Here is a 14,625-nt window from a genome sequence, read left to right on the forward strand (position 1 = left end):
TATTAGGTTGAATGTGTTTATTAATCGCAACCACCTTCTGTATTCATCTTAAAGGATGCATTGGCAGCCTGTTCGCTGATGGGGAATTGCAACGCGAGGCCAGGACAGTTCCAGCGACCTCCACGGCGATCCACATTCGTACCCGAGCGGGCACCGATGCGTTTGATCTCCTGGATACGGTTGCCTTCGCCAATCAGTTCCAACTCACGCTCCCGGCGGGTAGTGCTGATCACGGTAGCCACTACCGCATTGGTCGCAAGGTTTTTGGAGGTGCCTCCATAAGCGCGGGTCAGAATCTCGTTGATATCCGTGATGGCCGTTGCCAGGTTGGCGGCGCCTGTTTCAGCGCCTGCTTCAGCACGAATCAACTTGATCTCGGTAAAGCCGATCAGCGGCATATCGAAGTTGTTCTTGTTGTATTTGGTCAACACATTGTAACCAGGCACCAGTGTTTTGCTGTACCAGGCCGTGCCGCGTACATCGCCCGCCGTAGTGGCTGCCGTGTAAAAGATATCCGTAATGTGGAACCGGCCCTGTGCGCTAAATCCTACATCACTGCGGTAACGGTTCCGGAGTTCAGAACCGGGATACAGGTTGTTGTCAATGAACTTGAAGCCAAAGATGATCTCCTTCGACAGGCCGATCGAGAACCGGTTGGCATAGGAGGCATCATATTGAAACTTGTTGCTCTTGATCACCTGATCAGCATACGTGAAGGCGTTCGCAAAATCATTCTGCAAGAAATATACACGGGCCAGATAGGCTTTGGCTGCCCACTTGCTGGGAGAGCCCAGCGTTACCTGGTCGCCCAACAGGTCATCGGCCTTTTTGAGATCGGCAATGATCGACTCATAGACTTCCTTCACGGTATTGCGTTCGCCAGGTGTGATGGCTGTTTGAAGACGCAGTACAATGCCAGGATGACTGTTATCGGCCGTAAAACCCCAGGGTTGTGCCCACATGCGCACGGCGTCGAAATGTGATAAGGCACGGAGGAAATAAGCCTGTCCTTCGATGCTGTTGCGGGAAGTAGTGGCTTTTTCGATATTGGCGAGTACATTGTTGCCAACATAGGCCGGGCGATACAGATCGGTGTACATCCCGTTCTTATAGTCGCCGAAGATGGAGGTTTTACGTTTGAAAATCTCCCCATCATCACCCGTATACAGAGAACCATTGGCCTGGTCGCCGAGCAGGTCTTCGATCCAGGTATATTTACCGTTTTGTACTTTATTGCTGTAGTCTGAATAAGATCCGTTTAAGAGGGCCTGCAGGTCGGCGTCATTCTTTATCGCCTCTTCTTCGGTCAGGGCGCCTTCCGGCTTTCTGTCGAGAAATTTATTACAGGAGGTGGCTGTCATGACCGCGCATCCCAACAACGCTATATAGATCGCTTTTTTCATTGTGTCGAGCATTTATGAATTAGAAATTAACATTGATCCCTATCACCCATGATTTCTGTTGCGGCGGGGTGAGGTAGGTAATGTTGGGACTGAGGTTGCGGTCGGTGGGATTCTCAAAGTCTCGGGCAATTTCCGGATCACCACCAGGATACTTGGAGAAGGTGAGCAGGTTCATACCAGTGATAAATACGCGGGCTCCTTTGAGGTGAAGGTTGGTAAGCGTTTTGGCGCTGAAGCGATAACCCAGCGACAGTTCACGCAGACGCAGGTAAGACGCGTCGTACAGAAACATGGTGCTGTTGTATTGCCATTCGCTGCTCAATCCTGCATAGGTGCCGGTATTCATGGTGAGGCGGGGATACTTGGTCACATCGCCTGGCTCTCTCCAACGATCAAGCTGGTCTTTACGGATCACCCAATCAGTGATCACCCCTGCCTGTCTTTTGCCAGAACCGTCGTAGATATTACCACCGATGGTGAATACCCACAAGCTGGAAAATTCAAATCCTTTATAGGTCAGGTTGTGGTTGAAGCCACCGATAAAGTCGGGTACCACTGAGCCTACCGGCATACGGTTGTCGAGGCTGAAGGTTTTGGTGAGCTTACCGGTTTTATCATACCAGATCGGCAAGCCGTCATTGGGATCTACACCATAATAACGCACGAGGTAGTTGGTACCGATCGGATATCCTTCTACCACACGGGTATCGTTGCTACCACCGCCGGCGGCATCGGCACTCAAACCACCCAGGCTCACGAGCTCGTTATAGTTCTTGGCGATGTTACCACCCACGCTGAAAGTAACTTCTTTGTTGTTGATGACTTTGTAGTTCGCGCTGAACTCGATACCCTGGTTCAGTATCTCGCTGCCCTCGATGTTGCGGTAGCCGCTACCAAAGCTGGTAGAAGGAGATACCGCAGTATTCAGCAACAGGTCGGTAGTTTTCTTATGGTAGTATGCTACTTCACCTGTCAGCCTGTTGTTGAGGGCCGCAAACTCGATCGCAAAATCGGTGTTGGCGGTCTCTTCCCAATGCAGATCGGGGTTGGCTACGTTGCTCGGATAAAGCGTCGCGCCACCATTGTATTGGTTGGTGCCGGCGAAATACATGGAATAGTATTGGCCGGAGGGGAATCCAGAGTTACCGGTGAGACCGTAGCTGGCGCGCAGTTTCAGGAAGTTGATGAAGCGAATATCCTTCATGAAATCTTCCTGGCTGATGGTCCAGCCGGCGGATACCGTGGGGAATACACCGTATTTTTTATTGGGACCGAATTTGGAGGACCCGTCACGACGAATAGAGGCTTGCAGGGCATAGCGCTCTTTGTAGATATAGTTTACTCGTCCAAATACGCTGGCAAATGTTTCTGCATTGTAATCGGGCCCTGTAAGCGGTGTACCGGTTTGCTTGATGGAATCAAGCGCGTGATCGTACAGTGACTTGTTCTTATAGAAAGGACGGTCGCTGTTCTTTTCAACGTATACGCGGTTCACAAAGCTCTTTTCCTGGAATTCGGTACCCGCGAGGAAGGTAAAGCGGTGATCGTCATTCAGGGTCCAGTTGTAGGTAGCTGTTGCAGAAGCCACCCAGTTTCTGCCGCGGTAAGGAGAACGTTTGGCGATACCGGGTTTGCTATTGTCGTTGATCCAGTTGGAAGACTCCCACTGATCGTCGATGCCGGTCAGGTAATCGTACGATCCATTCACGCGCACGTTCAGGTTCTTGATCACTTCATAATCGAGCATCAAACCACCGATCAGGCGGTTGTCGGTATTTCTCCAGACGGTTTCATTCAAGCGACGAACCGGATTCGCACCACCGGTAAACCAGGTCTTGTCGTCGTTGTAGATGGGGTAAATGGGCAGGGCCGTGCTCATCGCATCACCCAGGCCACCGGCCCAGGCTGCAGGAACCCTTTTATTGATACCCCGGTTGTAGGCTGCACTGAGGGTGGCCTTGAACTTGGGGGTGATGGTAAAGTCGAAGTTGGTACGAAGGCCGTAGCGGGTGTAGCTGTTGTTCTTCAGGTAGCTTTGGTTTTCTCCGTAGGTGGCACCGATAAAACTCTTGACGAACTTGTTGCCCTGCGTCATGCTTAGACTGTGTTCGTTGATGAAACCGGTGCGGGTGAGCTCATCCCACCAATTGGTATTGTTCTTTTGCGCCTGCTCCCAGGTAAGGCCACCGGGCAGGGGGGCTTTGCCTGTGTTGCCGTCATTCTCCCAGGCTTCCTGGCGCAATTGCAACCACTCCTGGCCGCTGACAAAGTCGGGTTTGTTGGCGTAGGTAGAGATACCAATCTTATTGTTGTAGTTGAACGTAGGCTGTCCGTTCTTACCCCGCTTGGTGGTAATGAGGATGACCCCATTCGAACCGCGGCTACCGTAGATTCCGGCAGCTGCCGCATCTTTCAGTATCTCGATCGATTCGATGTCGTTGGGGTTGAGGGAGGCGAGGGGATTCTGGTTCATACCGCCGCTGTTGCTGCGGAGGAATGCATCGGCTATCACCGGTATGCCGTCGATCACATAGAGTGGATCGGCGCCGGCACTGATGGAGGCGATACCGCGGATGCGGATCACCGAGCCGGAACCGGCCAGGCCGCTACCTTGTATAACCTGCACGCCGGGCGCCTTTCCCTGCAGGGCCGCTTCAAACGAAGGCGCTGCGATGGAAGTGAGTTTTTCAGCCGACACTTTGGTAATGGCGCCGGTCACATCTTTACGACGTTGGGTGCCGTAGCCGATCACCACGACCTCATTGAGGTTGGCGGAGGTAGATTTAAGTGCGACGAGGATCACGTCGGCCGCGATGGCGACATCCTGTGATTCGAAGCCTACGCCGGAAATAGTTAAAGTGGTGGTGGAGGAAGGAACGGCGAGGGAGAAACTGCCGTCTGCTTTAGTAGATGTTCCTGCTTTGGAACCTTTAACGGTAACCGAGGCACCGGGTACCGGCGAGCCATTGCTGGCATCGGTAATCTTACCGGTAACGGTTTTGCTCTGTGCCCAGCTGAAAACGGGTATGCACAGGAGGAGCATAAGGATCCCCACAAGCGATCGTTTCGGCATCATAATACAAGCTTTCGTTTAGGTGTGTAAATAATGTGTATCTGCTACACAAATATAATGTGTTCATGATACACACTACCAAATAATATTAAGCTTGTCTTAAAATTTTAATACCTCGCAAAGACAGGTGAGATCGCCAAAAAGCCCGTTGGGCGATCATTATGAGCAGGTTGTGGTGTTCGCCTGTCAGAAAACGGCCCCATGTCTCGCGGGATGGCCGGCACCCTTTCACCCACTTGCCTTGATATTGCCTAAACATGGTCTTCTAAGGGGCGTACTCCAGGCAGGTACGTGAAAGGGTACAGACAGTGTTCAGACTATAACCAGCGGATCGCGACCGGATCTACACCCAATCTGAGACCCGGCACCAGCTCGGCAGGACCTCGGCATGAGCTCGGCAGTAAATCACACATGCTGAAATTATATATTTGTTATTAACTGATAATAGGCAATTTGGTAGCAGTCCAGGTCCCTTGAAGGGGTATGCTATACAAGGTGCGGAAAACAGGTTCATGGCTGGTCAAAGCGCCATCGAAATGGAAGCCTGGTTTGCTGAAGACATCGTTGCCAGGTCTGGCCCTCAAAAAAATAGCGATAGCATACCTGACCTGGCTGAGAACAAAGTGGGTGGGTGAGGCCCCAAGTAGTGATAGCGCACCAGATTTGGCGGGTGCAGGCATAAAAAAAGAGCAACCCCGGGGGCTGCTCTCTACTTGAATCCTATTCCTTTATTTTATTCTTCGCTCTTCTTGTGCTGCTCGTTGTATTTCGTTTCAGCATCTTTTGCTTTTTCGAAATCGAGCACTACGCCATTGATGCAATAGCGGAGACCTGTGGGCGGTGGACCATCTTCAAATACGTGCCCCAGGTGCGCCTTGCAGCGTCCGCATTCGACTTCGGTGCGGGTCATGCCGTGCGAATTGTCGGGCAGGTAGATGATGCTGGTTTTGCTGATCGGCTGGTAGAAACTGGGCCATCCGCAACCACTTTCAAATTTCGTGTCACTTTTGAACAGCGGGTTGCCGCAGGCTGCACAGTAGTACGTGCCTACTTCCTTTGAATGCTCAAAGGCACTGGTGCCGGGACGTTCGGTACCCTTCATACGGGCAATATAGTATACGTCTTCGGGTAGTACTTTCTTCCATTCCGCGTCGGTCAGGGCCACTTTTGACGAGTCTGTCCGGGAATAGACGGGATTGGTGGAGTCTTTTTTGGTATTATTATTCATAGCTTCTTTTTTCGGGGCTGGTGTCTGCGAATAGGAGCATTGCTGCAAAAGGGTTGCCAGTAATGCGATGCAGATATAACGGATGTATAGTTTCATATGTACCTATTATAACAAAACTACGTAACAAGGGTTCGTTGGGGATTGGCCGGCGCGTGGACCGGCTCACAACTTAACATTTTCTTTTCTACTAAGGAAGGGGTGATTTTCTCACCGTTTTTTAACCAGAATCATAAGGTTGTTAAAGGATTTTTAAAGGTCTTCCTTTATATTTGTCCATTCATTAAGTGAAGTAAGTCAAACATGTTCAATCTTATTTTATTTGGCCCTCCCGGTAGCGGTAAGGGTACGCAGTCGGAGAAACTTATTGATAAATATGGCCTTCTCCACCTCAGTACAGGTGATTTGCTGCGTAAAGAGATTGCTAATCAGACCAAACTGGGCCTGGAAGCAAAAAGCTTTATGGACAAAGGACAACTGGTTCCGGATGCAGTAGTGATCGGCATGATCAACTCCGCCCTGGAAGCCAATCCCGCCGCCAAAGGTTTCTTATTTGATGGTTTCCCCCGTACGGTGGCCCAAGCGGAAGCCCTGGACAACCTGCTGGCCAGCAAAAATTCCGGCATCTCCATCGTGTTGGCTTTGGAAGTAGACCAGGAAGAACTGGTAAAGCGGATCCAGATCCGTGGCCAAAGCTCCGGCCGCAGCGATGACTCCGATCCCAATGTGATCCGCGCCCGTCTCGTAGAATACGAGAACAAGACCGCTCCCGTTGCCGGACATTATGCCGGTGTTGGTAAAGTGGTGTATGTAAAAGGCGTAGGAACGATCGATGAGATCTTCCAGTCGCTTTGCAGGCAGATCGACTCCCGTAAATAAGTATTGGTCGCCCCCGGTCGACCAATCGATATACTCAAAAGGCTGCAGCGCAATTGCACTGCAGCCTTTTGGCTTTTGACTGGAGTTGGTCGCCCCACGCAACTTGCCGCTCCTCCCTCAATACCGCCAGCTCGTCGTATCGGCATTGGCAGGCACCCGCTTTTTCATCTCCGCCGCCCATTTCGGAATGAACATCGAATGGTAGCGTAGCCGTGAAATATAGTTGGGCTGGGTGTGATCGCCATTCCAGCAATGCTCGGCCCGGTCGCCGTAGTCCACTTCGCCATCATAGGTCGGACTATCGAGCCCTTTGAGCATCTCTTCCGTCAGGTATACCGCATTATTCAGGTAGTAATTGTCCATATCGCCGCAGTAGATATGCACTTTCCCTTTTAGCTTCTGGCCAATCTTTGCCCAGTCGCGCTTCATGATCCACGACAGATCGAAATGCTCTTTCCAATATGCGGCCACCGTGCTGTCGATGATACCGGTTCGCTTGTCCCATATGGGTTTGGGATAGCCATTGGGCCCTACCGGCGAGTAGACGGCCTCCCAGATATCGAACTGCTGCCCACTCCGGCTGTTGGTGCCCAGGGCCAGCTCACGGTAATTGATCTCCTGCAGCGTGGCACTTACATGCCCCAGATAATTGCGCATGCCAGGGCGCGGTGTTTTCTTGAAGTCGCTTTCCAATACGTAGGCGTTTTTGTCTTTATAGAGATCAACGACCGTATAGGCCCTGAAATCGATGGGATCGGGACAGGCAGCATAACAGCCATTGTACTCATCGGGATAAAAGACCTGAGCGGCCAACACTTCCCAACCACCGGTACTGCCGCCATACATAAAGCGCGCCCATCCCTGCCCGATGCCGCGGAACTGCTTTTCAATTTCAGGTATCAGCTCATAGGTGATGGCATCGCCGTAGGGTCCCAGGTTGGCGCTGTTGACGGCGTAAGAGTCATCATAATAAGGATTGGCATGTTGTATCTCGATCGCGATCACCCGGGGAAAGCCGGGGCCCGTCCACTGCTTGTAAAAATTATAGGCTTCCTGCTGCACGATCCTGTTGTAGCCGCTGAGCTTGAACCGCTCTATGTAATCCGGCTTTAAGGTACTGTCGGGCGGTGTGGTGCGGAAACCGCTGAAGTTGCCGGGAAAGTGACCGTGAAAGACGGCCAGGGGATACTTCACCTCCGGATGTGTATCCCAGCCTTCGGGCAACAGCACATGCGCTCCTAAAAACATCGGCCGGCCCCAGAACTCCGTCAGCAGCTTGCTTTGGATCTTGATGTGCTTGATGTATTTGCTGTCTTCCGGTGCTGCGATGGGTGGGATGATCTCGGTCAGCTGCAGTCGGATGATATTTTTGAGCCGCTTGTCGATCCGGACCTTTACCGGTTTGGAGTACAGGTTGCCGGGCGCCTGGTTCCACTGCTGCCCTTCACCCCGGTCCATCGGTAGCTTTACTATATGCCCGTCTTTACGGTGAAAGGTTTCATACTTGTGCAGCAATACCTGGACATAATAATCTCCTGCAGGCACATCGGCAATATGCTGTATCGGGTATCCGAAGGCGGTAACACCGATAGCCTTCGCCTGGCCCGGTTGCCACTGATCGACATCGACTCCAAAGGCCAGTTGCGTTTGCGGTCCATCGATGATCTGTGTTCGTGGTTCTGAGCGATTGTTATTGGCCAGCATCAATAGCAGGCGACCATCGAGCGGCACGGTACTTTGCTGATTGGTAAAGGTGACGAGTATGGTTTGTTGCGCGCGGGTGTATAAGCCCGGCAGCAACAGGAGCAGTAATAAGGTTTGTTTCATTGCAGGTAGTTTTCTGCTACAAAAGTTACTGATTATTACCAAGAAAGCAGTGCATGGGCTTTAACAATGCTTTTGTAAACGAAAGGCGCAGCCAGCCATCTATTACAGTATAAAACAAAATGGAGGAAACAAGTTATGAAAAAGCTCTTTACACTCGCCGCGATCCTGATTGGTTTTAGTGTTGCATCTTTTGCTGCCGATCGTCCGAAGAAGGGAAAAATCTCCGTGACCAGTGCCAGCAATACGACCATCTTTGTTAAGATCGATGGTAAGAACTATAACATGGGTCGAAATGATTTTGTGCTAGACAATATCAAAGCCGGTAACCACCGCGTAGAGATCTTCAAGATCGAAAGAGGCGGTTTCTTAGGAAAGTCCCGCACCAAAGTGATCTTCAGCAACAATATTTTCGTGGCGCCCGATCAAATGGTGAACCTGAATGTGAACAGGAATGACTATGTAGTAGTGCGGAAGTCAGGTGGCAACGGCTACGATCGTGATGACAGGTGGGGCCGTGACCGGGATGGAGACCATGACTATGGCCGTCGCGACGACAACCGTGGTGGAGACCGTAAATGGTAACCTGCAAGAAGTTTTGTTAGGATGATTGAACTCCCGCTGCCTGCTGGCAGTGGGAGTTTCTTTTTTAGTATACGGCGCCGTAATCGGCTTTGATGGTCACTTCGGTGTATTTTCCTTTCTCTACAGCAACGGGGGCAATGTTATTCTTGTCATCGAACATGTTGGCGTAAAACAGGTTGTCCTTTTTGACGAAGAGGGAATAGTTACCCGGCGGCAACTTTACCTTGAAATTTCCCGTTTTATCAGCCTTTACCGTTTTCACCAGCCTGGTATGGATCGCTTCGTAGAAGGCAGGCGTGGCAGGCTTCACCTGGGAGAGATTGGTAAGCTCGTAGATATACAAAGTGGTTTGAAAAGGCTGTGGAACGCTGGCCGGTTCGCCAGGTGATGGCATCTGGTTGCCCTGTATCCGGTAAATAATTCCCCGGATACCCGCCTTTTTACAGAAAAGGCTCGTATATGAAGTTAGGAATATAAGTAAGGGCAGTAATAACAATGGTTTTACCAGCTTTTTGACCATAATCGGACAGTTTATGACTAAATTTAGGTGACTTTCGTATTTAAAGTAATTTCAACTATCGTTTCTTACCCAACAGCTAAAACTTTATGCCTACGCGGAAATTTGTACCTATCCTCCTTTTACTGTCAGGATTAAGTGCCGGTGTAGTAGCACAAACCACTACGCGCACCAACGAGCTACGGCTGGCAGCAGTAGAGGAAGCTAAGAAAGAAAAAGCGTTAACCCTCCAATTGCAACGACTGGCCCGGGAAAAAAACTGGCCACTCTCTTTCAAAAACAAGTTTGGAGAAGAAGTTGTATTGACGGGCGTAGACGCTAAAGGTTATCCGTTGTATACGAGTACCGAGAGCAACCTCAATGCCGCCAATACCATTGGCACCAGTAAGGTGTGGGCCAATGGAGGCCTGGGCTTTTCGCTGTCGGGCGCTACGGCCAATATGAAAGGTAAGTTGGGGGTGTGGGATGGTGGACGGGCCAGGCCCACCCATGTGGAACTGAACGGCCGCATAAACAACAAAAATGCCACGGTGGCCATCAGCGATCATACCACACACGTGTCAGGCACCCTCATCGCTTCGGGCGTCAATCCCCAGGCCAAGGGCATGTCATATGGCGCCCAGGAACTGATCGTGTACGACTTTAACAGCAATATATCCGAGATGGCGGGTGAGTTGGCTTCCGGCATGCTGATCTCGAACCACTCGTACGGCACCATATCTGGCTGGTATTACAACAGCGGTGTGAGCCCGGCCCGGTGGGAATTCCGTGGACAGGCTGGTACTACCGAGGATTATAAATTCGGCTACTACAACAGCGAAGCAAAAAAATTTGATTCCCTCTCTTACCTGGCGCCCTACCATTTGATCGTGAAATCGGCCGGTAATAACCGCAACCAGAACGGTCCCGCCGTAGGCGCCAATTACTGGCGTTATAATAGTGATGGTTCGATGGCCGACGCTGGCCCCCGCCCGGAAGGCATCTATAGCAATAATGAATACGACATCCTGCCCACTTCATCAACCGCCAAAAATATCCTGACGGTAGGCGCCATCGAGGCGATCCCCTCTGGTTATAGCCAACCTGCCGATGCGGTTATATCCGACTTCAGCAGTTGGGGGCCTACAGATGACGGGCGTATCAAACCCGACGTCGTGGCCGATGGTGTCAACCTGTATTCATCGATCGGCACCACCGACAATGCCTATGCTATCTACAGCGGTACGTCTATGGCATCGCCCTCGGCGGCGGGCTCCCTGTTTTTATTACAGGAACAATATTCAGCACTCCATAGCGGTACGTTCATGCGCTCTTCCACACTCAAGGCGGTCGCTATCCATACTGCCAATGAAGCAGGCCCCAGCGCAGGTCCCGATTATAAATTCGGGTGGGGGGTACTCAATATTGGCAATGCGGCCAAATTGATCAGCGGTGCCAATACCGGCAACAAAGTCGAGATCCGGGAAAGCACACTGTCCAGCGGACAGCCCGTGAGCTTTGATCTGGTGGCCTCCGGCAATGGAGAATTACGCGTTACCCTGGCATGGACCGACCCCGAAGGTATACCGCACCAGGAGTCTATCGACGTCACCACGCCCAAACTCATCAATGACCTGGATATCCGGGTAACGCGGGGCTCCATCACCTATTTGCCCTGGGTAATGGATCCTGGTACGCCAACTGCTGCTGCCACCCGTGGCGATAACAAAATCGACAATGTAGAGCAGATCGTGATAACGGATGTAGAACCGGGTGCAAGCTATAGAGTGACTGTTTCCAATAAAGGAACCCTGGCGCGTGGCCCCCAGGCCTATTCGCTCATCCTGAGCGGCGTGGGTGGCGCTGTTTATTGCAATACCTCGAAACCCACCACGGCCAACGGCGCACGTATCGACAGTGTATCATTCGCAGGTATCCAGCACCAAACCGATCCAGGTTGTCTGGGCTATAATAATTTCACGTCTATCACCGGTTCCGTCCAGGCCAACACGACGATTCCTATTTACGTTCGTGTAAACAGTTGCACCCCCGGAGCCGTCGACAAGATCGTCAAAGCCTGGATCGACCTGAACGGCGATGGCGACTTTACCGATGCCGGTGAATTGCTGGGTACCAGCTCCATCATCAATGGTGATGGCGTGTACAATACAAATGTCACCATCCCTGCTGGTGGCGTAGCAGGCACGTTCAGTGTACTGCGCATCATCGTACAGGAAACTTCAAACGCCAATGATGTAGTGCCTTGCGGGCCTTATAGCAAAGGTGAAACACAGGATTTCCGGATTCGTTTTGCTGCGCCTGCCAACGATGCAGCGATTACGGCTTTTGTATCGCCCATCAGCCCCTCCTGCACCGACGGCGCCCAATACGTGACGGTACGTTTCCGCAATTTCAGTACGTCTGCCAAGGCCAACTTCACGCTGACCGGTACCGTCAAGGACGGCTCAACCCTGATACAAAATCTATCCGGCAGTTTTGTGCCATCGGTAGCGGCATCCGGCGAAGTGGAGTATACCTTCCAAACACCTTTCGCGGCAGTAACTGGTAAAACCTATACCATCACGGCCAAAGTCTCCATAGCCGGCGACCAGGATCCCTCCAACGACGAATTGACCACCACAGTGGTGATCAGTCCTACGCCAGCCAATCCCATAGCGAGTGCGGAAGTGTGTAACAATGCCAGTGTGTTGTTCAACGCCACGAATGCCGGCAACGATGCCATGCTGTGGTATGAAACAGCCAATTCTACCAGCCCTGTTGCTGTGGGCAACCCAGCCACCACGGCGTATAAAGCATCTGTGGGCACTTATTATGTAGCCCGCAATGACCTGGACGGAAAAGTAGGTCCTGCCACCAAGAATACCCTGGGCGCCGGCACTTACAGCACTGGCAGCGGGTTCTTCCTTAAATTCTCAGCAGGCCTGCCACTCACGATCGAAACCATCCGGTTGTATGTAGGCAATCCCGGCAAAGTGACCATCACAGTAGGCAAGTTTGGCGCCTGGACCAGTGGTACAGGTTATAATTATACCCCCATTTCAAGTACCACGCTGGTGGTGCAGGCCTCCAGAACCACCCCAGGACAAACAGCCGACGACCCCAATGATCAGGGCACGGTGTATACCGTCAACTTGCCTGTTCCCGAGGCGGGCACAGATTATATATTACAAGCACAATTGTCAGATGGAGCTACGCTGTTTAGGAACACCAGTGTGGCCACCAACCCGTATCCTTTCTCTCTGGGTTCGGTGTTTTCCATTACCGGTAACAGCAATGGCGGCAATACCAGCCCGGATGCGTATAAATCCGTGTACTATGCTTTTTACGATATGCGGGTGCAGCTGAATGGCTGTCCCAGTGCCCGGGTACCTGTGGTACCGACGGTCAATGCGATACCGGTGATCACGCTGACGGGTAATCGGTTTACCAGCAGTGTTGCTACCGGCAATCAGTGGTATGTAAACGGCAATGAAATTCCCGGTGCTACCGGTCAAACGCATGATGCTACTGAAAGCGGCGTATACAAGACCATTGTCAGGTCGCCGTTGGGTTGCGAGTCGGTGTCGAACGAGATATCACATGGAGTGACCGGCATTCCCAATATCGATCCGGCAGAGATTGGATTGAAGGTAATGCCGAACCCCAATAATGGCCGGTTTACGCTCGACTTTACCGTGAGCCGTAAGGCAGACCTGGGTATCACGATCGTGAATGCGATCGGGCAACGGGTATTCACCAGCCGTACGCCTGGCTTTATTGGTCGCTACAACCAGGTGGTCGACGCAGGCAAGCTGACGCCTGGCGTATACCTGTTACAATTACAGCACGACAATAAGAGCTACCTGAAAAAGCTGTTTATACAATAACGACTATTCATCCACATAATAAAGGGGGTGTATCAACAAATTGCTACGCCCCCTTTTTATTTTTGAAACAGGTTGTTGTACGCTGGCCGATGACTTCATCGCCATTGCTTGTGCAAGTCACCGATCAAGTTGACAGGCTTCCCGTTCTTATTTCATTTGACCGGGGATTACCGTGATCGTCATTTTATGACCACCCCGCAATACCTGCATGGGCGTACGCTGACCGATCACTTCATCGCTGAGTTGCTGGTGCAGGTCATCGACCGAAGACACCGACTTGTTGCCAAACCCTACGATGATATCTCCATTGCGCAGTTCATTGTTGTACACAGGTCCGTCGGCCACGATCTCATATACGTATACGCCTGCCTGGTTGGTGAGCTTGTTGGCCGCACGCATCCGTTCCGTCAGGGTAACCGACTGGCCGGCGATACCCAGCCAGGCCCTTTTTACTGCTCCATGAATGATGAGCTTACCCGCTACATAAGCGGCGAGGTTGGAGGATACGGCGAAACAGATACCATGTGCGGTGGGGATCATGGCGGTGTTGACACCAATCACCTGTCCGAATGAGTTGACGAGCGGCCCGCCGGAATTGCCGGGATTGAGCGACGCATCGGTTTGAATGATGTCATCGATGAGCCGTCCATTGGTGGCGCGCAGGGTTCTGCCGAGCGCGCTTACTACACCGGCGGTTACGGTGTGCTGCAGCCCAAGCGGGTTGCCGATGGCAATAGCGATCTGGCCGGGCTGTAGCTGGGCCGAGTCGGCAAAGTGAAGGGCCCGGAGATTGGTTTCATAGATCTTGAGCACCGCAATGTCAGTGGATGGGTCGGCTCCTTTTAGCTCGGCCGTGACCAGCCTTCCATCGGCGAGTGATGCTTTGATGGAGGTAGCGTTTTCAATCACGTGGTGATTGGTCACGATAAACCCATCGGAAGATATGATGAAACCCGAACCACTGCCCGGCAAGAGACGTTCCTGCCGGGTTTGGCGATCCAGTACTTTTTTGGTGACCTGTATATGCACTACGGCATCGGCAATGGTATTGACGACCCCGGTGATGGTCTTCGAATAAACGTCGAGCAGGTCAGCATCGTTGTGCTGTACCAGCCGAACCGGTGTTGTTGTTTCCATACCGGTTATCCGTCAAACTTGTGACCAATCGCATTTGCTGACAGGCTGGCCGGGCCCTTCGCTATTCCGGGAGCCTGACGGCCAGACTTATGAAGGGCTGGCAGGTATTCCGGTAG

The 14,625-nt window shown here is 51.9% G+C and carries 10 protein-coding genes; 4 read left to right on the forward strand and 6 right to left on the reverse strand.

All coding sequences use genetic code 11. From position 1 onward, the window contains the following. Positions 1–20: 20 nt before the first annotated feature. Together P2W70_RS07025 and P2W70_RS07030 are read right to left on the reverse strand one after the other, a co-directional pair. Positions 21–1,403, reverse strand: coding sequence for a RagB/SusD family nutrient uptake outer membrane protein (locus P2W70_RS07025; RefSeq protein ID WP_276480728.1), 1,383 nt, complete (start codon positions 1,401–1,403; stop codon positions 21–23). 19 nt (positions 1,404–1,422) lie between these two features. Continuing rightward, positions 1,423–4,458 (reverse strand): SusC/RagA family TonB-linked outer membrane protein, encoded by a 3,036-nt coding sequence (locus tag P2W70_RS07030; protein ID WP_276480729.1) that lies wholly within the window; start codon positions 4,456–4,458, stop codon positions 1,423–1,425. 530 nt (positions 4,459–4,988) lie between these two features. On the opposite strand from P2W70_RS07030, the gene P2W70_RS07035 reads away from it, so the two are divergent. After that, positions 4,989–5,111 (forward strand): hypothetical protein, encoded by a 123-nt coding sequence (locus P2W70_RS07035; RefSeq protein WP_276480730.1) that lies wholly within the window; start codon positions 4,989–4,991, stop codon positions 5,109–5,111. A gap of 98 nt (positions 5,112–5,209) precedes the next feature. Here the strand turns inward: P2W70_RS07035 and msrB are convergent, their stop codons facing one another. Further along, entirely contained in the window at positions 5,210–5,800 is a 591-nt protein-coding gene (gene msrB / locus P2W70_RS07040; RefSeq protein ID WP_276480731.1) for a peptide-methionine (R)-S-oxide reductase MsrB, read from the reverse strand. Between the two features lie 204 nt (positions 5,801–6,004). On the opposite strand from msrB, the gene P2W70_RS07045 reads away from it, so the two are divergent. Beyond that, entirely contained in the window at positions 6,005–6,580 is a 576-nt protein-coding gene (locus P2W70_RS07045) for an adenylate kinase (RefSeq protein ID WP_276480732.1), read from the forward strand. A 117-nt stretch (positions 6,581–6,697) separates the two neighbouring features. On the opposite strand, the gene P2W70_RS07050 is transcribed toward P2W70_RS07045, so the two are convergent. After that, positions 6,698–8,407, reverse strand: coding sequence for an alpha/beta hydrolase (locus P2W70_RS07050; RefSeq protein ID WP_276480733.1), 1,710 nt, complete (start codon positions 8,405–8,407; stop codon positions 6,698–6,700). Positions 8,408–8,542: 135 nt separating this feature from the next. Here P2W70_RS07050 and P2W70_RS07055 point away from each other — a divergent pair, with 135 nt between their 5' ends. After that, a complete protein-coding gene (locus P2W70_RS07055; protein ID WP_276480734.1) occupies positions 8,543–8,989 on the forward strand; it encodes a hypothetical protein in 447 nt (148 codons plus the stop codon). A gap of 64 nt (positions 8,990–9,053) precedes the next feature. On the opposite strand, the gene P2W70_RS07060 is transcribed toward P2W70_RS07055, so the two are convergent. Next, positions 9,054–9,509: a hypothetical protein gene (locus P2W70_RS07060; protein WP_276480735.1), complete on the reverse strand. Its 456-nt coding sequence runs from the start codon at positions 9,507–9,509 to the stop codon at positions 9,054–9,056. Positions 9,510–9,595: 86 nt separating this feature from the next. Between P2W70_RS07060 and P2W70_RS07065 the strand changes: the two genes are divergently transcribed. Next, a complete protein-coding gene (locus tag P2W70_RS07065) occupies positions 9,596–13,372 on the forward strand; it encodes a S8 family peptidase (RefSeq protein WP_276480736.1) in 3,777 nt (1,258 codons plus the stop codon). Between the two features lie 147 nt (positions 13,373–13,519). Here P2W70_RS07065 and P2W70_RS07070 read toward each other — a convergent pair whose 3' ends face one another. Continuing rightward, positions 13,520–14,509, reverse strand: coding sequence for a S1C family serine protease (locus P2W70_RS07070; protein WP_276480737.1), 990 nt, complete (start codon positions 14,507–14,509; stop codon positions 13,520–13,522). Positions 14,510–14,625: the final 116 nt, after the last annotated feature.

This window comes from Paraflavitalea pollutisoli (assembly GCF_029360705.1).
GTDB lineage: Bacteria > Bacteroidota > Bacteroidia > Chitinophagales > Chitinophagaceae > Paraflavitalea > Paraflavitalea pollutisoli.

Bases quoted from the DNA above. Each gene is read 5' to 3' on its own strand.
- P2W70_RS07025 (WP_276480728.1), bottom strand. From the start codon at position 1,403: ATGAAAAAAGCGATCTATATAGCGTTGTTGGGATGCGCGGTCATGACA.
- P2W70_RS07035 (WP_276480730.1), top strand. From the start codon at position 4,989: ATGGCTGGTCAAAGCGCCATCGAAATGGAAGCCTGGTTTGCTGAAGAC.
- msrB (WP_276480731.1), bottom strand. From the start codon at position 5,800: ATGAAACTATACATCCGTTATATCTGCATCGCATTACTGGCAACCCTT.
- P2W70_RS07045 (WP_276480732.1), top strand. From the start codon at position 6,005: ATGTTCAATCTTATTTTATTTGGCCCTCCCGGTAGCGGTAAGGGTACG.
- P2W70_RS07050 (WP_276480733.1), bottom strand. From the start codon at position 8,407: ATGAAACAAACCTTATTACTGCTCCTGTTGCTGCCGGGCTTATACACC.
- P2W70_RS07055 (WP_276480734.1), top strand. From the start codon at position 8,543: ATGAAAAAGCTCTTTACACTCGCCGCGATCCTGATTGGTTTTAGTGTT.
- P2W70_RS07060 (WP_276480735.1), bottom strand. From the start codon at position 9,509: ATGGTCAAAAAGCTGGTAAAACCATTGTTATTACTGCCCTTACTTATA.
- P2W70_RS07065 (WP_276480736.1), top strand. From the start codon at position 9,596: ATGCCTACGCGGAAATTTGTACCTATCCTCCTTTTACTGTCAGGATTA.
- P2W70_RS07070 (WP_276480737.1), bottom strand. From the start codon at position 14,509: ATGGAAACAACAACACCGGTTCGGCTGGTACAGCACAACGATGCTGAC.